This window comes from Fodinibius salicampi (assembly GCF_039545095.1).
GTDB classification, from domain to species: domain Bacteria; phylum Bacteroidota; class Rhodothermia; order Balneolales; family Balneolaceae; genus Fodinibius; species Fodinibius salicampi.
In genome coordinates this window covers 844,731-870,252 of record NZ_BAABRS010000001.1, presented here as the reverse complement: position 1 = coordinate 870,252, position 25,522 = coordinate 844,731, and the positions used below count along the sequence as shown (strand labels likewise).

16 protein-coding genes are annotated in these 25,522 nt (G+C 40.0%); 7 read left to right on the top strand and 9 right to left on the bottom strand.

The genetic code is table 11. The features are described from left to right. Window positions 1–67: 67 nt before the first annotated feature. Both ABEB05_RS03555 and ABEB05_RS03550 read right to left on the bottom strand, forming a co-directional pair. Window positions 68–658 carry a hypothetical protein gene (locus ABEB05_RS03555; RefSeq protein WP_265787580.1) on the bottom strand — a complete coding sequence of 197 codons (591 nt, stop codon included), beginning with the start codon at window positions 656–658 and terminating at the stop codon, window positions 68–70. Between the two features lie 81 nt (window positions 659–739). After that, window positions 740–2,794 (bottom strand): TonB-dependent receptor family protein, encoded by a 2,055-nt coding sequence (locus tag ABEB05_RS03550; protein WP_265787578.1) that lies wholly within the window; start codon window positions 2,792–2,794, stop codon window positions 740–742. Window positions 2,795–3,199: 405 nt separating this feature from the next. Here ABEB05_RS03550 and ABEB05_RS03545 point away from each other — a divergent pair, with 405 nt between their 5' ends. Continuing rightward, a complete protein-coding gene (locus ABEB05_RS03545) occupies window positions 3,200–3,919 on the top strand; it encodes a Bax inhibitor-1/YccA family protein (RefSeq protein WP_265787576.1) in 720 nt (239 codons plus the stop codon). Window positions 3,920–3,932: 13 nt separating this feature from the next. Then, on the top strand, window positions 3,933–5,003 hold the full coding sequence (gene mltG / locus ABEB05_RS03540) for an endolytic transglycosylase MltG (protein WP_265787574.1): 1,071 nt from the start codon (window positions 3,933–3,935) through the stop codon (window positions 5,001–5,003). An 18-nt stretch (window positions 5,004–5,021) separates the two neighbouring features. On the opposite strand, the gene ABEB05_RS03535 is transcribed toward mltG, so the two are convergent. Genes ABEB05_RS03535 through ABEB05_RS03505 form a run of 7 tightly spaced genes read right to left on the bottom strand, consistent with a single transcriptional unit; the run spans window position 5,022 to window position 12,695 of the window. Then, the gene (locus ABEB05_RS03535; RefSeq protein ID WP_265787572.1) at window positions 5,022–6,776 is read right to left on the bottom strand and encodes an ABC transporter substrate-binding protein; all 1,755 of its coding nucleotides are present in this window, start codon (window positions 6,774–6,776) and stop codon (window positions 5,022–5,024) included. Window positions 6,777–6,816: 40 nt separating this feature from the next. Beyond that, window positions 6,817–8,367: a glutamine-hydrolyzing GMP synthase gene (gene guaA / locus ABEB05_RS03530; protein WP_265787570.1), complete on the bottom strand. Its 1,551-nt coding sequence runs from the start codon at window positions 8,365–8,367 to the stop codon at window positions 6,817–6,819. A gap of 57 nt (window positions 8,368–8,424) precedes the next feature. Further along, window positions 8,425–8,805, bottom strand: a complete 381-nt coding sequence (gene gcvH / locus ABEB05_RS03525; protein ID WP_265787568.1) for a glycine cleavage system protein GcvH — start codon at window positions 8,803–8,805, stop codon at window positions 8,425–8,427. Window positions 8,806–8,812: 7 nt separating this feature from the next. Further along, window positions 8,813–10,168 (bottom strand): acetyl-CoA carboxylase biotin carboxylase subunit, encoded by a 1,356-nt coding sequence (gene accC, locus ABEB05_RS03520; RefSeq protein ID WP_265787567.1) that lies wholly within the window; start codon window positions 10,166–10,168, stop codon window positions 8,813–8,815. A 12-nt stretch (window positions 10,169–10,180) separates the two neighbouring features. Then, window positions 10,181–10,687: an acetyl-CoA carboxylase biotin carboxyl carrier protein gene (gene accB / locus ABEB05_RS03515; protein WP_265787566.1), complete on the bottom strand. Its 507-nt coding sequence runs from the start codon at window positions 10,685–10,687 to the stop codon at window positions 10,181–10,183. Between the two features lie 9 nt (window positions 10,688–10,696). Next, window positions 10,697–11,290: an elongation factor P gene (gene efp, locus ABEB05_RS03510; RefSeq protein WP_265787565.1), complete on the bottom strand. Its 594-nt coding sequence runs from the start codon at window positions 11,288–11,290 to the stop codon at window positions 10,697–10,699. Between the two features lie 58 nt (window positions 11,291–11,348). Beyond that, window positions 11,349–12,695 (bottom strand): sodium-dependent transporter, encoded by a 1,347-nt coding sequence (locus ABEB05_RS03505; protein WP_265787564.1) that lies wholly within the window; start codon window positions 12,693–12,695, stop codon window positions 11,349–11,351. Between the two features lie 405 nt (window positions 12,696–13,100). Here ABEB05_RS03505 and ABEB05_RS03500 point away from each other — a divergent pair, with 405 nt between their 5' ends. The 5 genes from ABEB05_RS03500 (at window position 13,101) to ABEB05_RS03480 (ending at window position 25,452) form a co-directional block, all read left to right on the top strand. Beyond that, complete coding sequence (locus tag ABEB05_RS03500) at window positions 13,101–14,558, top strand: ATP-binding protein (RefSeq protein WP_265787562.1); 1,458 nt, start codon at window positions 13,101–13,103, stop codon at window positions 14,556–14,558. Between the two features lie 288 nt (window positions 14,559–14,846). Continuing rightward, complete coding sequence (locus ABEB05_RS03495) at window positions 14,847–16,616, top strand: response regulator (RefSeq protein ID WP_265787561.1); 1,770 nt, start codon at window positions 14,847–14,849, stop codon at window positions 16,614–16,616. Between the two features lie 154 nt (window positions 16,617–16,770). Beyond that, window positions 16,771–20,247 (top strand): two-component regulator propeller domain-containing protein, encoded by a 3,477-nt coding sequence (locus ABEB05_RS03490; protein WP_265787559.1) that lies wholly within the window; start codon window positions 16,771–16,773, stop codon window positions 20,245–20,247. 110 nt (window positions 20,248–20,357) lie between these two features. Next, the gene (locus ABEB05_RS03485) at window positions 20,358–21,809 is read left to right on the top strand and encodes an ATP-binding protein (protein WP_265787557.1); all 1,452 of its coding nucleotides are present in this window, start codon (window positions 20,358–20,360) and stop codon (window positions 21,807–21,809) included. 229 nt (window positions 21,810–22,038) lie between these two features. Next, a complete protein-coding gene (locus tag ABEB05_RS03480; RefSeq protein WP_265787555.1) occupies window positions 22,039–25,452 on the top strand; it encodes a two-component regulator propeller domain-containing protein in 3,414 nt (1,137 codons plus the stop codon). The last annotated feature ends 70 nt before the right edge of the window (window positions 25,453–25,522 follow it).

Below are 25,522 nucleotides of genomic sequence, written 5' to 3'. Positions count from 1 at the left end.
GGAAATCTTCTATTTAAAGTGGTATCACAATTATTCTAACTACTATCACTTAAATAAGTGAATGGTATTAATGTTGTGTAGTTAGTGTTTTTACCCAAAGAAGTTCACTGGAGTTTTTGCCGCGATCTGTTCTGTTTAGCGATGTTTTTAGCTCCCATACGTTTGTATGAGATCTAGCGTCAACCAGATATCCTTTCAGACGAACAATATGTCCCTTTCGTAAGGAATTAATTTTATCACTTATTTCTTCTGTTGATGGGATAAGATGCATATTGGATATGTGCGTCCATATTTCTGGAGGATCAATAGGAGGGTTCGCAATTTTTAAAGATAATGTACGGTCTTCCTGACCAACGAAAAGGGAGGTCAGATTTTCTTCATCTGACATTGCCCCCCACCCAAAAACAACGTCAGTTTTGGTGAGGTCTGTGTAAATATCACTGTATCTTTTGATAGAGAGGATACGAGATTCGAGTTGAATCTCAGCCTTTGGATCCAGTGTAAAATCTTTATAAGAAATATCCGGAACTTTTGGGATATCTCTTTGTACGGGAGCATCGGGTGCAACAATACCCGGGCCGTGAGAAATTGGACGCGTAGTCCAATAATAATACCCTGCACCTATAATGATAAAGAGCAAGAATAGCTTTTTAATCATGGCTTATCCGTCTGTTAAATAATGTAAAATAAAATACTCATTTTAACAGACGGATAAAGTTAGAATAATTTAAAATACCAACTAAAAATTGACGGAAAGACCTCCCTGCCAATTACGTCCCGGTGCGGGCTCATAGAATCGGTTACCGGGATTATTGATGGCTACAGAGCCATTGTAGCGTTCATCAAGCAGGTTATTGATATTAACAAAGGGCTGAAGCATTATCCCATTTTCCCGAAAAGTCAATTGATAACTTATTTTCAGGTCCAAAACATTATAGGCATCATTTTGTTCTGTGTTAAGGTTGTTAACCGGATGGCTGCTGGCATACTCATAGGAGAGGGTACCTAAGAAATTATCAGGAGACCAGCGAAGAGTTGAATTAAGCCTGTGTCTCGGGATACCCGGTATGGTGTTGCCTTCCAGAGACTCGTTATCAAGAGTTTGAGCCTGCTTAAATTCTGCTGCCATAATATTGGCTGTAGCCGTTATTTCCCAGTTTCTTCCCATCTGGTAACCGATATAGCCCTCCACTCCCAGGTGTGACGTTTCTCCCTGATTGCGATAGAAGGTCGCCCCTCCGTCTTCCAGCTGGTAGGGGAAAAGGAGATCATAGATCCACAAGTGATAAGCTGCTACATCATACTCAAATTGATTTGAACCGTTACTTCGAATTCCGGCTTCAAGTCCTACGGTGCTTTCGGGTTTTAGATCGGGATTGAATCCATTGCCTCCGCCTGGTCGGTTAACAAGTTCTGTAGTCGTTGGTGCCTGGAAGGAGGTGCTTAAATTAGTGTAAAGAGTATAGGATTGTGGTTGATAGCTTAACCCTATACTTGGACTAACTGAATCAAATGTACGTTCACCTGACTGATCCCGACTGGGGGCATCGGTAGAAAAGTTCATCCGGTCGTAACGAATACCTCCTAAAACATTTACACCGCCCAGACTATAGTTCCAGTTCATAAACAAGGCCTGGTTATGTACTTTTTCTACCTGATCCACGGTAATATCTCCGCGTTCTCCTCCTCCGGCATGATCATATTCCACCCGGTCATCATTTTGGAATTTAATTTCACCACCCCACTGCAAATCGAATTGGTTAAGGGTGTGATCCAGTGTGGCACGAAGGCCGCCTACTTTTCGGTCAACCGTGATAATGCCAAAGGGCAGGGGATTATGAAGGTCACGGTAGATTCCGTACCCTGTTACATTGAGTGTTCCTACTGAAGTGTCCAGAATGTAACTCAATCCGGCTTGACCCTGTGAAATTTCTTTACCGGCCTGGGCACTTTCAAAATAGGAACTTGCCATCGTGGGGTTTTCTCGTGCATCCTGTTTGCTCAGACTACTGGGGTGTTGTGCTTTTGGCATCAAAATACCTGCAGCCTGGTACTTTAGTTCGCTTTTTGAGGTCAGGTTCACCGAACCGGTAATGCCTGATCGCAACATTTCTACGGCGCTATAGTCACGAAAACCGTCAGAGGTTAAATAACTGGTATAGGCGGAGAGTTGGTGATTTTCTGAGGAAAAGGAAACTTCCCCTTCCTGTTTATATGTACCAAACGATCCTGCCATCGTACGAAATCGTCCATGGGTACCAGGGCCGTAGTTTGGGATAGAAGAGAGATACAGTACCCCGCCACTGCTGTTTCCCCAGTATGTGGCCGCCGGACCGCGGATAAGTTCTGCCCGCCTTATAAAAGCGGGATCAATGATATTTGTCATAGCTTGTCCGTCGGCTATAGTAAGAGGCATATCGTTGAGAATAACCTGCATTCCCCGTACGCCAAACTGGGCCCTCCAACCAATTCCCCTGATGGTCATTCGTTCTCCAAGGGCATAGTTTTGCCTGTCTCCAATCCAGAGTCCGGGTAAATCATCACCTATGCTTTTCAATGAAAGAGAAGCACTGTGATTAATAGTCTCAAGATCTTTGCTACTTACCCGAAGCGATAGGGGAGCATCGGCTACCCCAATAGTGGAACGAATAGCTGTAACGTTAATAGGATCGAGCTCTACACGTAGACTGTCATCCTGCTGCTGGGCAAAAGAAGTTGAATGTAATCCGATTAAGAGAAATGTAAATATTAATAGTAAATGAACTGAATTAGATGAGCTATGGTTAATCAGCACTGTTTGAATTTTAAGTTATAGGTTCAGGCTAACTTATGAACCAAAATATATAGGGAATAGTTTTGGGAACTCAAAAAATAAAAAGGCCCTCAATCGGTCAAGACTGAGGGCCTGGCTTCTTTAGGGCATTTGGACATAGGAGCGTCCAAAAGTTCTTGTTCCAAATCGTTATTCATTAGATTATGGCTAGTAGAATAAGTGGTATCTTATTCATTTGCATTATAAATCCAATGAACTTCTGTTTTATATCACAGATAACGTTTAGAAATAATGTATGACATAAATATATACGTGAGTAAAAAGATATTGTTACAAGTTTTTCCAAATAAATTATTTTACCGGTTCGGTTGTTATTCTTAGCAAACAGATGCTATATTTGGCCTGAATTATAAACTAACTTTATTTATGAGAACAGCGAATCCAACGCTAACAAAAAAGACCTTTCAAGAAGCAGCACGTGTATCTCCTGGCGAAGGGAGTATGACATTAAGCGGTACTATAAATAAAACTGTAGCTTTATTTCTCATTTTACTGTTAGGGGCTTCTATCAGTTGGTATCAACCCACCCCCTTGTTTATTTGGGGAGGAGCTATCGGAGGATTTATCGTTGCTATTGCTACTGTCTTTAAAAAGGAATGGTCGCCCGTTACCGCCCCTGTCTATGCCGGACTTGAAGGACTTTTTTTAGGAGGAATTTCCCTGCAATATGCGAACATGTACGATGGTATTGTTTTTAATGCAGTACTATTAACGTTAGGAACTTTCGCCGCTATGCTTATGGCATACCGATCGGGACTTATTAAGGTTACCCAAAAATTTCGTATGGGAGTTGTGGCTGCTACCGGGGGAATCGCTTTGGTATATATTGCCAGTATTGTGCTTAGCTTTTTTGGGATTAATATAAGCCTTATTCATGGCAGCGGATTGATGGGGATCGGTTTCAGCCTGATTATTGTCGGAGTAGCAGCCCTTAATCTTGTCCTCGATTTTGATATGATCGATCAAGGGGTTGCATCTAACGCACCAAAGTATTTCGAGTGGTATACTTCATTTGGGCTTATGATTACGCTTGTATGGCTTTATATCGAGCTGCTAAGATTACTTTCCAAATTGCAGCGACGATAGCGGAGATTGTTCATTGCCACAAAATAATAGACATATCTCTAAGGAGATCCTGATAGCAGTTCTTCTCTTCGGTATAGCTGTATTCTTGGTTGGTGAATCCCGCTGGACACGCCTTTATCAAGACCCTGCTTTGGATACTGATGAGCTAGTTGATCTGTATCTGGATGATGAACACAGTCCGGAAAAACTGGAAGAAATTCTAACGGAGAAAGGATTGATTGAGGATATTCAGGAATTTAACTGGGCTATCAATACTCTTCGGTGGCGGCGTTTTCAGGCGGGGCATTATCGTATTGAGGAAGGCACTTCATATAATGAGCTATTCTCAAGAATGGGGCGGGGACTTCAGGACCCTATACAATTTACACTATTACCTGGCCGGCCTCCTTGGGATGTTAAAAAAAGGATATATCAATCCTTCCGTTTTGATTCTCTTGCGTTAAGCCAAACCTTAAGTGATTCTACATTTTTGGCAGAACATGGCATAGATACAACAGAAGTCATCGGACATCTTTATCCTGATTCATATTCCTTTTACTGGACAGCCTCATCCGAACAAGTAGTGGAACGTATTTTTAAAACTTTTAATCAGAAGGTTACCGAACAGTATAGAGAGCGACTAGATGAGCTAGATATTACGATGAATGAAGCGATCATTCTGGCTTCAATTATCGAATGGGAGGCGAGTCAGAATGATGAGAAAAAAACTATTAGTGGGTTATACTGGAATCGTTTGAATAGGGGAATGAGGCTGCAGGCTGACCCGACAGTGAATTACGCGGTAGGAGAGCGCCGGAGATTATTGTATGAAGACTACAAAGTTGAACATCCATATAATACCTATCTACATGAGGGATTACCGCCGGGGCCTATTACTAATCCTTCTCAGAGCTCTATAGAAGCGGCTTTATTTCCAGAAGAGCATGATTATCTTTATATGGTTGCGGCTCCAGAAGGGAACCATAATTTTTCAGAAACTTTTGAGGAACATAAACGCAAAAGTGCTGAATGGAGGCAATGGCTAAATGAGCAATATCGCCTTAAAGAGGAGCGGGAAAGGAATAATAATAATAGAAGCGAATAAGAGGGAAGGAGTCCATTATTAGTTTATAGGATGACTGCCCTCGTTTGTTAACCTAAAGATCATCAACTGTTGATTAATATTGGTATCCTTGAATTCAATGTTCGTAATGAGTCCACGATGTATGGGCTGCTTTTTTAATGCTTCTTGAAGCTTAGCTGGGTTTACAGCTTCTTTGAGTGCCTTCAATAAAAAAGTGGTGGTGTCATAACCAATCATTGCAAAACGATTAGCCGGACGATCAAACCGTCGCCGGAATTTTGCTTTGAAAGAATTAATTTCTGAATTATTCGGGTTTGTGTAAAAGCTTTCAGTAAAATATACCGGTCGTTTGCCAATCTTGCCGGAGGAAACATTAGTGTTGGCCCATTGCTGAGACCCTAATACTGTAACAGTACTTTCATTGGTATTTAATTGACCTAATAAAAGATCAATAAGGGCCGAAGATGTATTCCCGGTAAAAGGGGCATATACTGCTGATACTGCAGATTCAACCGTCGGGTCACGCTCTTCCTTAAAATAACGCGTATATTTAGAGAGAATATGTCCACGTCCAGCAAGATCTTCAATAAAATAGTAGGGCACTTCTCCCCCCAACTCTTCCCACTCATCCCGGAATGCCCGGGCAGATAATTCCCCGAGTGATCCCTGTTGAGCAATGATAGCCACTTTATTCAGCTCTAATTCATCGAAGGCAAAGTGAGCCATATTTTTACCATGAACCTCAAAGGTAGGATTTGCCTGGTAGATGTATTCGCTTTCTTCGGCAATAGCAGAAGCATTTGCCAAAGGAGCGACAACAGGTACTTTATACTTATCGGTTACTTTCGCCATTGATTGGGCACGTTCAGAGTATAGAGGTCCAATGACGGCATCTACACCCGCAATAGTTGAAAGAGTTTCTAGGGCCTGTCGTGCAGAATCTACTTCAATGCCGGTATTCTGATAGGTAAGTCTCGTGTTGAAATTTTGCTCTTTATTAAACTCTTCTACAGCAAGGGTATAACCCAGGTATAATCCCTGTGCTACTCTATAGTTATCCGTGTCGTTTGAATAAGCGGGTAAAGCCACTCCAATATTATAGGTAAAGTTATCAGGAACCTCTAATGACCTTTTATCACTTAATTGCTGATATTCTGTTTTACGTTCAAGAATCGAAGAGAGTTCTTCTAATTCAGAAGAGGGGATATCTCTTGTATTATTGCGTAATTTTGCAAAAAGCACCTTCGCGTCATTATACTCTACTCGTCCCATTGCGCTGGAAGTGAGATCAAATAGGATGGTTTCATTATCTGCCTGATCCATGATCTCGTTCCGTTGTTCGAAGGTCAGGAATTTAAGTAAATCTTCATAAAAGTAGCTGCTTTGTGATGCAACTTCCGGATGATTTTCCTGTTCAGACAGATCATAAAGAGTTATAAGGGCATCAGAATAATTTTTCTGTTTGAAATAGATAAGACTAAGGGTATAATCGGCTTCTACGAGAAGAGGAGTAAGATCAGTGTTTTCTTTAAGCTGAAGGAGGCGACTTTCAGCCGTAGCAAAATCTTTCATGCCAAAATAGGCTTTTCCTGCAAAAAGCAAGCCTCGTGTGTTGTGGACCTTGTCAAATAGATTTGCAGCCTGGGCATACTCTTCGTTCTCGTAATGGTCCAATGCCTCATCAAAGGTGGCGTCTTGTGCTATAAGAGTTCCATTAGCACTGATCGTCAGGCAAAGGATGAGTATTGAGTAAAACGGAAGTAACTGATAGTTGTAATTCTTAAATAGCCTCATAGAATACTTTAACTTCTTTCAGCTCATTTTGTTCTGTCATTTATTCCCATTCAATAGTAGAAGGGGGCTTAGAACTTACATCATATACCACGCGATTAATACCCGGCACCTCGTTGATAATCCGGTTGGAAACGTATGCTAAAAAAGGATGAGGAAGATGGGCCCAATCAGCCGTCATGCCATCCACGCTGGTTACAGCCCGTAAGGCAGCAGTATATTCATAAGTACGCTCATCTCCCATAACACCTACACTTTGTACCGGGAGAAGTACCGCCAGGGCCTGCCAGACTTCATCATACAGATCCTGACTCCGAAGTTCACTTATAAAAATATCATCTACTTCACGCAACAGTGTCAGCTTATCCCTGGTAACATCCGATAAAATGCGGATACCCAGTCCGGGTCCTGGAAAGGGATGGCGTTTTATAAAACCATCCGGAATCCCCAGCTTGCGTCCGACATTTCGGACCTCATCTTTGAATAATTCCCTTACTGGTTCAATCAGTGATAGATTCATCTCTTCGGGAAGTCCGCCTACATTGTGATGTGATTTTATAGTTGCAGAGGGACCTTTAAAAGAAATACTCTCAATAACATCCGGATAAAGGGTGCCCTGACCCAAGAACTTGAAACTCTTGTCGTTGCTGATAGCCTCATCGAATACATCGATAAAAACGTTTCCGATAATCTTTCGTTTTTTCTCGGGATCAGTAACTCCTTTTAAGGCCTCTAAAAATTGATCGGAAGCGTCGATACCTTTTACCGGCAGGTTAAGTTCCTTTTCGTATAGATCCAGTACTTTTTGAAATTCATTTTTACGAAGTAACCCATTATCTACAAAAATACATTGTAGTTGGTCACCAATGGCTTCATGAATGAGGGAGGCGACCACGGTAGAATCCACACCACCACTAAGTCCACAGACTACCCGGTCATTTCCAACCTGTTCACGAATCTCTTTTACGGTCGATTCAATAAAAGATTCTGCGGTCCAGGTACCTTCAAGTTTACAAATGTCAAGAGCAAAATTCTTAAGTATTTGCTTGCCATAGACCGTATGAACTACTTCCGGATGAAATTGAACCCCAAATATTTTTTCATTTACATGGCGTACGGCTGCAACCCGGGCATTATCAGTGTGGGCAATTATTTCGTAGTCCGCAGGAAGTTTTTTTATATGATCGCCATGACTCATCCAAACCACGGATTCTTCCGGGATATTGCTTAGTAGATCACTGTCGTCGTCGACAATAAGGTCAGATCGGCCGAATTCTCGTCGTTCCGCTTTTTCCACACTACCGGGGATAATATGATGGGCTAAAATCTGGAGCCCATAACAAATACCCAATACAGGGACCTCAAAGTCAAAGACATTTGTATTCAGGTAGGGAGCGTCCTCATCATTAACACTGCTGGGGCCTCCCGACATAATAACACCGCTGGGCAAATTATTTTCAAAGTCGGAAAGATCCTTATTGAAGGGATGAATTTCACAATAAATATTAAATTCTCTTATTCTACGTGCTATAAGTTGGGTGTATTGGGATCCGTAATCAAGGATTAGAATCCAGTCGGAAGGTCGGTGCTGCATAAAATAATATTATAATAAAAAAGGGTCCTTTTTATAGATACCCGGTAATTTTTAAGATTAATTTACAATTTCCTTGTATTCCTCGGCAGTCATAAGCTCATCGAGCTGCCCCTCATTGGTAACAGCAATTTTAACCATCCATCCATTCCCATACGGATCGTCATTTACAAGTTCTGGTTCCGCTTCTAATGCTTCATTGATTTCCATAATTTCTCCTGCAACTGGAGCAAATAGCTCAGATACAGTCTTAACAGCCTCAACGGTTCCGAATACCTCATCTTGTTCAAACTCAGTACCTTCGGGTTCAAGCTCTACAAAGACAATATCACCCAACTCACTCTGGGCAAAATCAGTAACACCAACTGTAGCTGTTCCATCACCGTTGTCTCGTAGCCATTCATGTTCTTTGGTATATTTTAGGTCCTCAGGATAACTCATAAAGTGGTTATTTCTTATTGGGATCAGGATTAAAATCAAATTCTTCCAGGTAGTGTGTATTAAACTCACCTTTTTTGAAGTTTTCATCATCCATAAGCTGGAGATGATAGGGTATTGTTGTTTTAACCCCTTCTATGATAAACTCTTCCAGCGATCGCTTCATACGCTTTATAGCATCTTCCCGGGTTGGAGCACTAACAATAAGTTTGCCAATCATCGAATCGTAATGGGGAGGAATGTTATAATCAGCATAAGCATGAGTATCAACGCGTACACTATGCCCCCCTGGAAGATGGAACACTTTTATTTTACCGGCTGATGGACGGAAGTTGTGTTCCGGATCCTCTGCATTAATCCGGCATTCAATAGCATGCCCTCTCATTTTAAATTCTCTATCCTCCATTTCTATGCCTGCAGCTGCCTTAATCTGTTCAGCTACAAGATCATAATTGGTAATTTCTTCTGTGACGGGATGTTCAACCTGAATACGGGTGTTCATCTCCATAAAGTAGAATTTCCTATCTTTATCTACGAGGAACTCTACAGTACCAGCACCCTCGTAATCAACGGCTTTAGCTGCGTCGATAGCTGCTTGTCCCATCTCTTCGCGCAGTTCGGGCGTCATAAGAGGAGAGGGGGATTCCTCCAAAATCTTTTGATGGCGTCGTTGCAGCGAACAGTCCCGTTCCCCGAGATGAATAACATTTCCATGCTGGTCGCCCAGAACCTGAATCTCCACATGATGGGGGTCTTGTACAAATTTCTCTATATATACTGCGGGATCATCAAAAGCGGTTTCAGCCTCCGATTTACACATGTTATAGTTCTGCTGCAGATTTTCCTTTTCATGGACAACCCTCATTCCGCGTCCTCCGCCTCCGGAAGATGCCTTAATAATAACCGGGTAGCCAATTTCATCACATATCTCTTTGGCCTCTTCCACCGATTCTATCAATCCTTCACTGCCCGGTACCACCGGAACACCACTTTCAATCATGGTTTTTTTGGCAACGGACTTATTTCCCATTGCATCAATGGCCTCAGGAGAGGGACCGATGAACTTAATATCATGCTCCCCACAAATACGGGAGAATTTAGCATTTTCGGAGAGAAAGCCGTAGCCCGGATGAATGGCTTCGGCATTGGTTATTTCTGCTGCCGAGAGAATTCTGGGAATCTTAAGATAACTTTCCCTGCTTGGCGGAGGGCCGATACAGACGGCTTCGTCAGCAAATTTAACATGCAGGCTGTCTCGGTCTGCCGTAGAAAAGACAGCAACCGTATTGATATCCATTTCTTTACAGGTACGAATAATACGAAGAGCGATTTCGCCTCTATTGGCGATAAGAATTTTATTAAACATGAAAGTCTGTTTTTATCCGATGATAAATAAGGGTTGATCATATTCTACCGGTTCGGCGTCTTCTACCAGAATCTTTTTCACTTCACCGGCGTAATCGGATTCAATTTCGTTCATTATCTTCATTGCCTCCACAATACACAGGGTCTGTCCTTGTTCAACCTGATCTCCAACCTTAACGAAAACATCATCATCAGGGGAGGGAGAACGATAGAATGTCCCTACAATAGGCGATTTAACAACTTCGCCTGAAGGTTCTGATGAAGACTCTTCTGCCGTTTCGCTGCTGGCCTGCTGTTGGGAGGAGGGAGCAGGCTGCCCTTGTTGTGGTTGAGCCGGTTGCTGCGGCGCCTGTGGCTGTGCAGGAACTTGGTATTGTACCGGCAACTGTTGCGGAACCTGCTGTTCTATATCGGCTTTCTTTTTAACTTTAATCTTAAAGTCTCCTTCTTCAATAGAAACTTCATTGACTTCACTTTCGGCAATGAGATCAAGAAGGTTTTCAATTACTTTTAAATCCATGATAGCTGATTAATTTGATGTTACACGTTCAATGTATTCGCCGGTTCGGGTATCGACTTTTATTTCTTCTCCTTCATTGATGAACAGGGGAACCTGAATAGTTGCCCCTGAGGTAAGCGTTGCAGGTTTACTTCCACCTTGTGCCGTATCTCCCTTAAGTCCGGGACGTGTATCGGCTACTTCTGCAACGATATGGTCTGGTGGATATACATAAAGTATTTGCTCGTTATCTACATCAACTACAAGAGTACAGACTTGTCCTTCTGCAATAAACTCAGATTTATTAATCCGTTCTTCTTCAATAGGGACCTGTTCAAAGGTTTCCTGATTCATAAAATAATAAAGGTTCCCGTCGAGGTACAGGAACTGGTAAGGTTGATGCTCTACACGCACCTCATTTACACTTTCCCCGGAACGGAAGGTTTTTTCGATATTTTTTTCATTGACAACACCTTTGAGCTTTGTGCGAAGAAAAGCACCGCCCTTGCCGGGTTTAACATGTTGGTAATCAACAATGGAATAAAGTTCATTATCAACTTCAATTACCATCCCGGTTCGAAAGTTAGAAGTAGAAACCTTGGCCATATATCTTTTTAAATTCATCTGAAAATTCTGGCTCAAAAATACCATGAGCTCAGAAGTATAACAAGCCCTTTCTTTTTTAAAGAAAGTTATTGATCAGGTTATAAAAGATCACAAGGGGACAGATGATCATAACCATTATTTTCCAAACTCGTCCCACAATGCCTCTGCCGAATCCTGGGTTCCCTGTTTCAAGTTCTTCCATTGCACTATCAATTTTCCAGACATAGCTCAAAAACAGGCATATCATGATTCCTCCTAAGGGTAAGCCGATCTGGCTGAAAACAAAATCAAGGGTGCCAATAAGAGAGGTATCAAATGAAATGATTAAAGCGATAGCCAGTATTCCGAGGCCTATATATTTAGCGGCTTTTTTGCGTTGCACCTGGAATTCATCAATCACATAAGATACCGGAACTTCGAGCAGTGAAATAGTTGAGGTTAGAGCGGCTACACTAAGCAAGACGAAAAAGGTGATCCCAAGAAAAATACCCCATATTCCACCCAGATCATGAAACAAGGAGGGAAGTACCTGAAATATCAGCGCGGGACCTGCAAGGAGTTCTCCTCCATCATCAAAAATGGCGATACCTTGTGCCTGAGCCATGTACATAGCAGGTATAATCAGAAGTCCGGCCAAAAAGGCTACGAGTGCATCCGTAGTGGTAACCCAGGCTGCGGCTTCCGGTACATTCTCCTGCTTGCTGAGATAAGATCCATAAGTAATAAGGGCTCCCATTCCTAAAGACAGAGAGAAGAAAGCTTGGCCCATTGCCGCAAATACAAGCTCGGGAGTGATACGTGAAAAATCCGGTTTTAAGTAAACGGCCAGGCCCTCGGTGCTACCGGGCTGAAGAACAACATATCCGATTAATACAAATAATATGATAAAAAGGAGAGGCATTAACATTTTTGTTGCCCTTTCAATGCCATCACTAACCCCTCCAGTAATAATTGATACGGTAGCAAACATGAATACAATCGAAAAGAAAGCATTAAGCCAGCCATTGCTCGTATCACCAATCCACGCGGCCCATTCTGTATAGCCCGCAAAGAAAAAGATTTCTTCAAATACATAACTTACCGTCCAACCGGCAACTACTGTATAAAAGGAGAGGATCATAACCCCACAGAGCACCCCCCACATACCAATCAGCGGATAGAACTTGTTCGTACTGAGTGCCTTAAAGGCGCCAACAGGATTTTTACCGGTCTTCCGTCCAATGCCAATTTCTGCCATCATAACGGGATAGCCGATAAGAAAACAACAGGCTAGATAGATGAGTAAGAAAGCTCCGCCCCCATTAGAAGCAGCCTCTGTCGGAAAACGCCAAATATTTCCTAATCCCACCGCCGAGCCGGCAGCCGCAAGTACAAATCCCAGTTTTGAGTTCCAGCTACCCCGGTCTATAGTTGATGATGCCAAAGATTAAACTCCGTGTTTTTATTTAAAAGTGTTCAGAAAGAATTTTCCATAAAATGTAATGTGAAGAGAACAGTTACAAATAGAATTTTTGAAAAAAATGTCAGGAATAAAAGTTTATTAAAATTTAAAAAACAAAAGTGCCCGAAGTTTATTCGAAAAAAGATTGTACTTACTTATTATTTATTTAAGTTGAGATTTATCTTATTTCTATAGGCGCATACTCACTTGGGATATTTGATGGGAAATAACATAGAGGCTGACTGCTGTATATTATTGGATTTAAACTGGTTCCTAACTTAATTATTTGAATTTCAGCTGGTGAAAGATAGTTTTAGAAGTTTCACTGAGCAGCAAGTACATACCCCATATTTGGTGCGTTGTAACAGCTAAGCTATGGTAAACAAAATGTCATCGAATTTTCGAGAAATTAAACTTAGCGAAGCACACCGGTTATCGCAGGCTAACTATCTTCCTCGGATATTGGGTTTGGGTGCTTCATTTGTAGTAATTACGCTATTAGTTTTAGAACGAGACCTATCATATTGGTACTTCCCGTTTATGGTGGTATCCTTCTTAATCTATCCACACTTGGTTTATTTAACAGCTAAATCCAGACCTGGAGATAAACAGGTAGAGATAAAAGCCATGATGTTTGAGTCGTTGATGGTAGGTATATGGACTGGATTTACCCAATTCTTTATTTGGGAGTCGTTTGCTTTTCTTGCTGGAGTACTCATTACCAATACAATGATTGGAGGATTTAAGCAAATGTTTAAGGCATTATTCCTGTTTGCTTTTGGTATGTTAATAGGTGGAGTTTTTATGGGGTTTGAATATCAGCCCGAGGCCCCATTTTATATAGAGGTTGCAGCAATGCTCAGTCTTATACTCTTCGTTACCAATGCAGCAGCTTCTTTCTTTACTCAGGCCCGCAAATTAGCTGGGATTCGCGGTAAGCTGGAAGAGAAAAACAGTGCTTTAAATGAAACAGTTCAAGAACTTCATGCAACCAGAGATGAGTTGGTCCACAAAGCTCATAAGGCGGGGATGGCAGATTTAGCGACAGGTGTGCTGCACAATATCGGTAATATTTTGAATAGCGTGAACATTTCCACCAATCAGATTAAACAGACTCTGACCCATTCCTCCCTTTCTGATTTTAAAAAGGCTAATGAATTGCTGGACAGTCATAAAGATAACCTGGAAGAATTTATTATTGAGGATCCCCGTGGCAAGAAATTGCTAAAGTACTATCAAAAACTGGAAGAACCCCTGGAAGCAGAACATAAAAAGCTGAAAACCCACTGTAAGCGGCTGAATCAAAAGATACAGCTTATGATTGAGGTTATTGATACTCAGCAGGACTATGCCCGGGTGGGGCGACTCAATGAACAAGTACAGCTGGAACAGATTGTTGAAGATACCTTAACACTGCAAGCAGGTAGTATTGACCGCCATAGTTTGGATATAGTCAAGGATTTTGGAGAGACCCAACCGGTTATAGTCCAGAAAAGCAAGCTCATCCACATTCTTATTAACTTGTTTAAGAATGCCAAAGAGGCCATGGCAGATAACCTTTCTCATGATAAAGAGATTATAATTCGTACTTATCAGGATGAGGAACACGTTTATTTGTCTATTTCTGATAAAGGGGAAGGCATTACCTCTGAAAACCGATCCAAGATATTTAATCATGGATTTACCACTAAGACTGAAGGGCATGGCTACGGATTGCACAGCTGTGCCAATTATATGTCCGAAATGGATGGGAAAATCCGGGTGGAAAGTGAAGGAATTGGTAAAGGAGCGACTTTTATTCTTGTTTTTCCCAGATCAAAAGAGAAGCCTAAAATGGAAGATTAATCGAACTGACAACCAGTCCAATTTTGATGATGATTATTAATTACCATATTAAATTGCCAGGTATAGAATTTATAAAGGTCGGGTTTTTCGTTATGATTACATGGGATTAATTCATTTTTTGGAAAAGTTTTAGTCAAACATGAAAAATGTTGTACTTATTTATTTTTTAAGTTAATCTTATAAAAGGATATTTTTACAAATATTTAATTATTCTAATTATTAAGCATCTGATGACGGCGAAGAAATAGAAGGATGTGGTAGGGTTCAAATTAAACAAGTAAATCAGCTATGGATCAGGCATATCATATTCTCTTAGTGGATGATAATGAAGCCATTCATGAGGATATAGAGGCTATACTTACAAACCATACAAAAGACTCAGACGTCGAGCTTCAAGAGATGGCCGATGAGCTTTTTGGTACCCCATCATCCGACAAAGAAGATGAAGGGGTGAATATTGAATATGATATAGACCATGCATACCAGGGAGAGGAAGCCATTCGAATGGTCGAGGATGCGGCAGGAAAGGGAAATCCTTATGCTCTGGTTTTTATGGATGTAAGAATGCCTCCCGGTATAGACGGCATACAAACTATCAAAAAAATATGGGAAGATTATCCTTATATCGAGATGGTAATCTGTACCGCTTATTCCGATTATTCATGGGATGAAATTGTTCGTAACCTGGGCAATACTGATAAGTTATTATTTATGAAAAAGCCTTTTGATGCTACGGCTTTAAAACAGACGGCATTATCGCTTACGAACAAATGGAAGCTCCAGCAAGAAGCTATTGCGTATACTGAAAAGCTTGAAAAGGAAGTTCAGGAACGGACGAAAGAATTAAATGAGTTGGTAAAAGAGTATAAAAAGATGAAGGACAAGGCTGTGGAAGCATCCGAGGCCAAAAGTGTATTTCTGGCAAATATGAGCCATGAAATTCGTACCCCCATGAATGGGGTCATTGGGATGAATGACCTGTTGCTGGAAACAGACCTTAGTAGTGAGCAGCGCGAGCTATCCAAGATGGTTAAAACAAGTGCCAAATCTCTGTTAAGAGTGATCAATGACATTTTGGATTTTTCCAAAATGGAAGCCGACAAGATGGAAATTGAAGAAATACCTTTTGAAATAAAAAGAATTATTCAAGAGGTAGTACAGGTGATCTCTTTCTCCTCCAATGAAAAAAATATTGAGATTGATTATTCAATTGAGGACAAAATACCAGAAGTACTACTCGGAGATTCGACGAGAATAAGGCAAATCCTTGTAAATTATGGAAGCAACGCTGTAAAGTTTACTGAAGAGGGAAGAGTTTTATTCAAAATTACGCAGCTTGAATCTGAGGATGAAAATAATCATATAATAAAATTTTCTGTTAAGGATACAGGGGTCGGAATTCCAAAAGATAAACTAAAGGGAATTTTTAGTTCTTTTGAGCAAGCTGACTCCTCAACTACCCGGAAATACGGGGGGACAGGACTCGGGTTGGCAATATCCAAACAATTGGCTGGACTTATGGGGGGTGAAGTGGGGGTTGAAAGCGAATTAGGGGTAGGATCAACATTTTGGTTTACGATACCATTAAGTAAGTATGAGGGAACAGAAGAGGTTTCTACAACAGACCCCAAACGATCTGCAGAAGACTTGCGACCATTGCTGGAAAAACTCCATATTTTAGTTGCCGAAGACAATAAGATTAATCAGATAGTCGCCAGAAAGATTCTTGAAAAAGAAGGATTTGAAGTGGATATCGTTGAAACGGGAACAGAGGCTGTTAAAGCTGTCGAAGACAAGGATTATGCGTTTGTTCTTATGGATATTCAAATGCCTGAGATGGATGGGTATGATGCCACAAAATTAATCCGGGAAGCAGAAGAAAATAGTGATGAACATATCCCCATTATTGCACTAACAGCATCGGCTATGGAAGAAGATCGTGATCTGTGTTTCCAAGCTGGTATGGATGATTATGTATCTAAACCAGTCGATAAAAATGAGTTGATTCGAGCATTAAAGGAAACTGCCCGAGCGAAATATAACTTTGCAGACAATTAACTATTGATGGGTTAGCTAGTTTTCGGGAAGGAGCAATTGCCTCATAAAACTTTATACGTTGGATATTTTTACAACCCTATTATAAAGCTACCAATTGTTAATGATACGGTATATGCCATTCCTTTATGGGCAAAATCATACATCTCTATTTAAAATGAAGAAGTTTTTTTCTTTTATAACTATTCTGATAGGCTTTTTATGCATAGGAACCTCTATACAGGGACAAAACTATCGTAATATAGAATTTGAACATATAACCCAAAATGAGGGGCTGTCTCAAAATAATGTTATGGTTATTTATCAAGATCATAACGGATTTATGTGGTTTGGAACGCGCAATGGGTTAAACAGATATGACGGATATGAATTTAAACACTATCAATATAACCTGACCGACACTACTACGATAAGTGGTAATGATGTGAGAGATATTCTGAAGGATAGGGATGGAAATTTGTGGATAGCAACATTCAGTGGACTTAACAAATATAATAGTAAAAAAGATAACTTTACACGCTATACTACTGATTCAAATCCGTATTCAATCTCAAGCAATATTGTAACCTCTCTTTATGAAGATTCTGAAGGTTCTCTTTGGGTTGGAACTGACGATGGGCTTGACAGAATAGACAGAAATAAGAAAAATATTATTCAATATGTTCATGATCCCAAAGATTCTAGCACTCTTTCTCATGAACATGTAACAGCCATAGAAAAGGACAACAAGGGAAACTTGTGGATAGGGACATACCGGGGGTTAACCAGATATAATATCAGTAAAGATGCCTTTACAAGATATTTTTATGATTCAGACAATCGTTCCACCATTCCTCATAATAGAATATCTGCATTACATAAGGACACTAATGGCAAAATTTGGATAGGTACGCAGGGAGGAGGAATGGCGGTTTATAACAGTAAAACCGATGATTTTACTCGTTATACCCATCAAGAAGATAGTCCGAATACTATTTCCCATAACGTCATTTTAGCCATAAATGAGGATGCAAGAGGACGGCTATGGATAGGGACGGAAAATGGTGGTCTCAATATTTTTGATGTTAAAAATAATGTTATTACTGTTTTTAAAGAGAATGAATATGATGAGAAAAGTCTGGGTAACGATTCTATTTATGCCATCTATCGGGACGACAAAAATAATATGTGGCTAGGCACATACAGCGGTGGAGTAAATTTTTATGATCGAAACGCTAAAAAATTTGTTCATTATCATACCCAGATAGATGATGATTCCAGTCTGAATGACAATAATATTCAGGAAATTGACATGGATTCAGAGGGAAATATTTGGATGGCAACAGATGGGGGAGGCATCAACAAGTTAGACCCAGCAACAAATAATTTTACCAGCTATACCCATGTTCCAGGTCAGAATAGTATAGCCGGCAATTATGTATTAAGCATTTTGGTTGATCAGCATGACAACGTGTGGGCCGGTACCTGGGGTGATGGCGTAAGCGTATTGAATACATCTGAACAAACATTTACCCATTATAAACATCAACCGGAAGATCCCAATAGCCTCAGTCTAAATAATATTTCTGACATTTATGAGGACCGCAGAGGAGATATCTGGATTTCAACGCTTGGTGAAGGATTAAACTATTTAGAGGGGGGCGATGCCGATAGTTTAATTCATTATAAATCCAATTCCGATAATTTGAATGACCCGGCTACTATAAGTGATGATTATCCCAGTTTGACCTATGAGGATCGACGTGGAAATATCTGGATTGGCTTTTCGGCTGTTGGTCTCTACTTATTTATGAGAGAGGAAGAACGGTTTCATCACTTTTATCAGCAGGAGGGTGATTCTACTTCTATTCGGGGTAAGAATATTTTTGATGTTTTGCATGACACCAAAGGACGTTTGTGGATTGGTACTGATAGTGGATTAAATCAATTTCATTACAGCGATAGCACATTTAGCACATTTACCACAGCAGATGGCCTCCCTTCAAATATGATCAAAAGTATACTAGAAGATATTAAGGGCAATCTATGGTTGGGTACCAACGAAGGGCTTTCAAAGTTTAATCCAAAGGATTCTACTTTCAGTAATTTTTCACCTGACGATGGATTGCAGGGAAATGAATTTAACAGTCGTTCTGCAGTGAAGTCTAGTAATGGACGGATGTATTTTGGGGGATTAAATGGACTTAATGAATTCCATCCGGATAGCATCCGGAAAAATAATATTGTTCCTCCAGTGGTAATTACTAACTTTCAGGTGTTTAATCAAGATGTTCCAATAGGAGGCGACTCACCGTTGCAGAATCAAATTACGGAAGCGGATAATATAACATTATCACACAAACAATCTGTTTTTTCGTTCAAATTTGCGGCATTAAATTATTCGACGCCTGATAAAAATGAGTATGCCTATAAAATGGAAGGTTTTGATGAGGATTGGAATTATATAGGAAACCAGCGGAATGCTACCTATACTAATTTAGATCCCGGTGATTATACATTTCGAGTAAAAGCTGCAAATAATGATGGAGTTTGGAATGAAGAAGGAGCATCTGTTGAGGTGACTATAACGCCCCCATTCTGGCGCACATATGCTTTCTATGTATTTATCGGTACATTTGGAGTTATTCTATTCTTGGGATTCTATCAATGGAAAGTACTCAGTGTAAGAAGTCGCAATGAACAGCTCGAGGAAAAAGTTGCAGAGCGCACGGCCGAATTGCATGAGAAAAATAGTGACTTGGAAGAAGCGCTTACTGAACTTAAGGAAACGAGAAGTCAGTTGGTGGAAAAGGCCCGAAAAGCGGGAATGGCGGATATCGCCACAGGGGTGCTGCATAACGTGGGGAACATTTTGAATAGCGTTAATACTTCTGCCTCTGTAATAGAGGAAACCGCACAAAAGTCTGAGCTACATAATCTTTACCAAGCTAATGACCTTCTTAAAAAGAATATAAACCAGGTTGAGGATTTCATACTCAACAGTTCCAAAGGGAAAAAATTACTCTCATACTATTTAAAGCTTGAAGATCCGCTTAAAAAAGAGCAAAAAAAGGTTTTGGAACAATCCAAGCGGCTAAATAAGAAAATTAATTTAATTAAGGAGGTTATAGCGGCCCAGCAAAGTTATGCCAGTGCCAGTATGGAAGCCGACCAGATGTCACTGGAGGAAATGATTGATGATGCCTTGAGCCTTCAGTCTGGAAGTATTGAACGCCATGACCTAACTATTGAAAAAGAACTAAATGCTATAGATGCTATTAAAGCACATCGTACACAACTAATCCATATCTTGGTTAATCTATTTAAGAATGCGAAGGAGGCTGTGGCAGATAATGATTTCGATGATAAAGTTATAACTATAAAAACCTGGCAGGATGAAGATAATGTGTACCTTACTATAGCTGATAATGGGTATGGAATAAAAGAAAAAAATATAGATAAAATTTTCACACAGGGATTTACAACGAAAAAGGACGGTCATGGCTTTGGGCTACATAGCTGCGCTAATTATATGCAGAGCATGGGTGGTGATATAAGGGTGGAAAGCGACGGAAAGGGGGCTGCTTTTACGTTGGTATTTCCAAGAATCCCAAACGATACTGAAGGTACCGATGAAGGAGGTGCGGCTCCTTAAAGTATCTCATTTGTTTTCGGAAAGCAGAATGTAAAGGTACTATCATTTTTTAAAATAAATATCGGATGCCTAAATTAGATTAAATCACTTGGATTAACTTGGCATTTATAATGACCCTTTCTATAATAGGAATTAAGTTGGGTGAGGCCCATCAGCTGAGCAGAGATAAATATCTGCCCCGGGTGATGGGAGATCTTGCGGCATTCCTTATTCTTTCTTTTTTAGTTGTTGAGCGAGGATGGTCCTATTGGTATTTTCCATTTCTGGTACTTTCCTTTTTAATATATCCTCATCTCGTTCTATTAGCATCAAAAATGGCACCGGGAACGAAAAAGATTGAGAAAGGAGCCATGATGATTGAAGCCTTTATAATGTGCCTATGGATACCTTTTGCCAATTTCTTTCTTTGGGGGACATTTGCACTGCATCTTGCCACGGTCATCCAAAATGGACTTGTTGGCGGTTATCGCCAGATAGTTGTATCACACGTTCCATTGCTTAGCGGGGTTTTATGTGGAGGGCTACTAACAGGTTTTGTGGTTGAACTGGATGGTCCCTTCTATTTAGAGCTATTCACGGTATTATTTCTCCTCGCATATATGGTTGATCTAGGAGGAACTTTTTATAAGCAGAATATTCGTATTAAAGAGAATAGCTTAAATTTGGACAAACAAAATTTGAAATTAGATAATACCATTGAAGAGTTATATTCTACGAAGGAAGAATTGTCAGAAAAGGCTCATAAAGCTGGGATGGCTGATTTAGCTACAGGCATTCTTCATAATCTTGGTAATGTTTTAAATAGCGTAAATATTTCAGCCGGACAAATTGCAGAAACTCTTAAAAGTTCTAAAATTTCCAGCCTTAAGAAGGCTAATAGGTTATTGGATGAACATCAGGATAATTTTAAGAAATTTATTATAGAAGATCCCCGGGGCAAGCAGTTGATGAATTATTATTTAAAGCTTGAGGAACCGATGGTTGAGGAATACAGAGAGATACAAAAACATAGCAATCGGCTAGATGATAAAGTTCAACTTATGACGGAAATTATTGAGGCACAGCAAAAATACGTTGCTACTGGTGCAGAGACTGAAGAGACATCGCTTAAGGAGTTGATTGATAGCGCTCTCCTCTTTCAGGAGGGATTCATTGATCAGCATAATTTGAAAATTGAAAAAGATTTAGGATTGACAGATCCTGTTGCCGTTCAGCGTACGAAACTCCTCTATATGCTGGTTAATATCTTCGAAAAGGCTATGGAAGCGGTGTCAGAACTCCCTTCCCAAGACAGAAAGATCGTTATAAAAACGTGGCAGGATGAAAAAAATGTATACCTTTCTATTATAGTCAATGGAATTGAAATCCAGAAAAATGATATCGATAAAATATTTTCTCAGGATTTTTCCACCAAAGAAAGTAGTCACGGATTCGGTCTCGATAGCAGTGCAAACTATCTATCTGAAATAGGTTGCGAAATTGAAGTGAAGAGGGGAGAAAAGGAGATTGGAGCTACCATTATTTTGACATTTCCTCGGATAGGTGAAAAGCAAACTCCTTAAATACCAAAAAAATAAATTAATAAGCTTGTTTAATTTCAGTATTCCAGCAGTCTTATTAGAAAACAAATATTTAAATAATCCATCAATTGCAATTCCAAGGCTCGGTTATCAGAAAAAGAACCAATTGGTAGCGGTTATGTTAATTTATAATAGTAAAAAATTTATGAGCAGGTACATAAATGGGTTTTCAAAGCGATTGGTCAGACTATGCTTTTGCTTATTTATATGGATGGTAATCTACGTACCGGCTTTAGGCCAGTCTCAGGATGCGAAACCAGAATTAAATTTTAATCATATTCAGCAAGAACTCCTTAGCAATACCGTAACAGATATATATCAGGATAAATTTGGGTACATGTGGATCGGTACCTACAGTGGGTTACACAGATATGATGGTATTCAATTCCATGAATATATTCATAAAAAGGATGACTCTACTAGTTTGGGAGATAATATAGTGCAAGATGTATATGAAGACCAAAATAACGTCTTTTGGGTTCGCACCCGTAGTAGTATAAGTCGTTATAACCGGACTAAAAATAATTTTACAACCTTTTATGTTCCTGCAAATCCCAATATCTATATAAATAACACGGCTATTGAAGAAGATGAGAATGGTCGATTATGGGTGTTGGGAGGAGCAGAAGGTCTCTACTACTTTGATCCGGATCAACAAAAATTTATTCCAAAAGGTAGCTTTAAAGGCATGGACTTAAGTTCCCTGAAGGTCGGAGAAAGCTCTATTCTTTGGTTAACTACTTCAAATAATGGATTGATAAAATTTAATACGGAAGAAGCTACCATTGAACAAACCTTTTTGCACGATCCCACTGATCCTCAATCATTAGGATCCAATTATTTAAATATTGTGCAGTTCGACTCAAAAGGAAATTTATGGGTGGGAACGAATAATGCAGGAGCTGACCGAATGGTAGTAGAAAACGGTGATACAAGCTTCGTACATTATCGCCATGTCCCCGGGGATCCCCATTCCCTGGGAAATAATGATATTTTCTATATGAAACAGGATAGACGGGATCAGTTTTGGATCACGAATGAAAATGGGGGACTACATTTATATAACCCTGAAGCAGATGAGTTCTATCGCTATGAGCACGATCCGAGAGATGTTAATAGTCTTTCCAGTAACTCCATTTACTGTTTTTTTGAAGATAGTGCAGGACGGTACTGGGTTGGTACAGGTATTAATGGGTTAAATATTGCCGATCCTTATGCCTCTAAATTTAAGCACTATACTACCTCCGCTGGCAAAGAAAACTGGCTGAGTAATGGGATTATTCGAGATTTTTATGAAACAGAAGATGGGAATATCTGGATTGCAACTGATGGTGGCGGTCTCAATTATTTTAATCGTACTGAACAAACTTTTGAAGTTTATCGCCATGATCCGTATGACCCGAATTCGTTACCCTCCGATGCCGTTATAGAGGTTGATCAGGATCCTTCCGGACGAATATGGGTTGGTACCTGGGGTGGGGGATTGAATATTCTAGTTGATCGGCAAGAAAAGAGATTTGTTTCTTTTCAAGAGATGATAGGAAACCATCAATATCCCATCCAAAATGTATTTGATGTACATTTCGACAGCCAAAATGATTATATATGGATAGCTAGCAACGCCGAAGGCCTGTATCGATATAATACCGAAACCGAAGAGTTACAATTATTTGAGGCTAATTCAGAGCAAGCGAATGCCATATCGTCAAATGCTATCCTAAATATTTTTGAGGACAGCAGGGGAAATCTATGGTTCGCCACCGAAAACGGTTTGAATTATCTTTCGGCAGATGCTAAAAATGAAGGGTTATTTAAAAGATATATTCAGCAAGAGAATGACAGCACCAGTATACCGGATGATCTGATACGTCAAGTTTATGAGGATAGTTCCAATAATATTTGGATTGCTACTAAAAGTGGATTGTCAAAATATATAGAAGATGAAGATCATTTTATGACCTATGATCAATCAGATGGGCTCCCCAGTAATGAAATTAGGTCTATCGTGGAATCTGATAATCAAGAATTGTGGATTGGAACTATAAAGGGACTTTCAAATTTTGATCCAAAGAAGAAAACGTTTGAAAATTATGACCGTAATGATGGACTGCAGGCAAACGAATTTTCGCGGTATGCGGCATTAAAATTGAGTACAGGTGAACTTCTATTTGGCGGGATAAACGGATTTAACTTGTTTGATCCGGATAATATTTACATGAATCCTAATATCCCACCGGTCTACCTTTCCGATTTTAAACTATATAACGAGTCGGTCAATGTTAATGACCCGGACTCTCCGCTTGATCGGCATATATCTATGACGGATTCATTGACCCTTTCTTACCGAGATAATGTATTTTCATTCGAATTTGTAGCTTTGAACTATACAAAGCCTGATCAAAATGAGTATGCCTATATGATGGAGAGCTTTGAAGAAAAATGGAATTATGTAGATAATCAGCGGAATGCAACCTATACAAATTTAGATCCCGGTGATTATACGTTTCGTGTAAAAGCTGCAAATAATGATGGCGTGTGGAATGAAGAAGGGGTAGCTCTTGCCCTAACGATTACGCCTCCTTTTTGGCAGACTACTTGGTTTTATGTGCTTTCAGCCCTTTTTATTATTGGAATAGTTTATGCTGGTTATCAGAAAAGAGTGCGGGGTATCAAAGCATACAGTAAACGACTCGAAAAGGAGGTCAAAGAACGTACTTCTGAATTGAATAAGAAAAATGAAGATTTGAAAAGTGCACTTAAACAACTTGAGGAAGCTAAAGATGAGTTAGTTGAAAATGCACACAAGGCCGGTATGGCGGATCTTGCATCAGGAATTTTGCATAACGTCGGGAATATTTTAAATAGCGTAAATACTTCGGCTTCCCTGATCAAGGATACTATGAAGCGGTCAAATATCGAAGGAGTAATACAGGCAAATAGCATACTTCGGGAACATATTGACGATATTGAGGAGTTTATTGCCCACAATCCAAAAGGAATAAAACTGATGCGGTATTATTTAAAGCTTGAAGAACCGCTGAAGAAAGACCGAAAAAAAGTACTCAATCAAATAGAACGCCTAACTGATAAAATTAAGTTGATCAATGACGTTATTGCAGCCCAGCAGAGTTATGCCGGAGCAAGTATGAATGCCTATAAGACCTCTCTCTCGGAGATGATTGATGATGCTCTGGCCCTTCAGGCCGGATCGATTGAACGCCACGGTCTGAATGTAAAGAAAGAGATGCAAGAGGTCGATTCAATTGTAATACAGCGATCTAAACTTATTCATGTATTGGTTAATATTTTTAAGAACGCCAAAGAAGCCATGGAGGATAATCCTCCCGAGAAAAAAGATATTCTTATAAAATCTTGGCAGGATGAAGATTGGGTTTATCTTTCTATAACCGATAATGGTTCTGGAATTAAGCAAGAAAATTTAAATAGAATATTTACTCAGGAGTTTACTACTAAGCAGGAGGGACATGGCTTTGGGCTACATAGCAGTGCCAATTATATCGCCGAGATGGGAGGAAAGATAACGGTTGATAGCAAAGGTGAGGGAAAGGGGGCTGCCTTCACCTTAATGTTTCCCCGGGAACAAAAAGGCAAAAAGAGAATATAGAGCATGGAGAATGCAAGCTTTTTTTTAATCTTGATAAAGGATATACATTTACACCTTAACTCTATGAGTT

What these genes read in the sequence shown, in the direction of transcription:
- gcvH (WP_265787568.1), bottom strand. Translation starts at nt 8,805, where the DNA reads ATGAGTTATCCTGAGGACCTAAAATATACCAAAGAACATGAATGGCTA.
- ABEB05_RS03485 (WP_265787557.1), top strand. Translation starts at nt 20,358, where the DNA reads ATGACCCTTTCTATAATAGGAATTAAGTTGGGTGAGGCCCATCAGCTG.
- ABEB05_RS03500 (WP_265787562.1), top strand. Translation starts at nt 13,101, where the DNA reads ATGTCATCGAATTTTCGAGAAATTAAACTTAGCGAAGCACACCGGTTA.
- guaA (WP_265787570.1), bottom strand. Translation starts at nt 8,367, where the DNA reads ATGCAGCACCGACCTTCCGACTGGATTCTAATCCTTGATTACGGATCC.
- ABEB05_RS03490 (WP_265787559.1), top strand. Translation starts at nt 16,771, where the DNA reads ATGAAGAAGTTTTTTTCTTTTATAACTATTCTGATAGGCTTTTTATGC.
- ABEB05_RS03495 (WP_265787561.1), top strand. Translation starts at nt 14,847, where the DNA reads ATGGATCAGGCATATCATATTCTCTTAGTGGATGATAATGAAGCCATT.
- ABEB05_RS03545 (WP_265787576.1), top strand. Translation starts at nt 3,200, where the DNA reads ATGAGAACAGCGAATCCAACGCTAACAAAAAAGACCTTTCAAGAAGCA.
- accC (WP_265787567.1), bottom strand. Translation starts at nt 10,168, where the DNA reads ATGTTTAATAAAATTCTTATCGCCAATAGAGGCGAAATCGCTCTTCGT.
- efp (WP_265787565.1), bottom strand. Translation starts at nt 11,290, where the DNA reads ATGAATTTAAAAAGATATATGGCCAAGGTTTCTACTTCTAACTTTCGA.
- accB (WP_265787566.1), bottom strand. Translation starts at nt 10,687, where the DNA reads ATGGATTTAAAAGTAATTGAAAACCTTCTTGATCTCATTGCCGAAAGT.
- ABEB05_RS03555 (WP_265787580.1), bottom strand. Translation starts at nt 658, where the DNA reads ATGATTAAAAAGCTATTCTTGCTCTTTATCATTATAGGTGCAGGGTAT.
- ABEB05_RS03535 (WP_265787572.1), bottom strand. Translation starts at nt 6,776, where the DNA reads ATGAGGCTATTTAAGAATTACAACTATCAGTTACTTCCGTTTTACTCA.
- ABEB05_RS03480 (WP_265787555.1), top strand. Translation starts at nt 22,039, where the DNA reads ATGGTAATCTACGTACCGGCTTTAGGCCAGTCTCAGGATGCGAAACCA.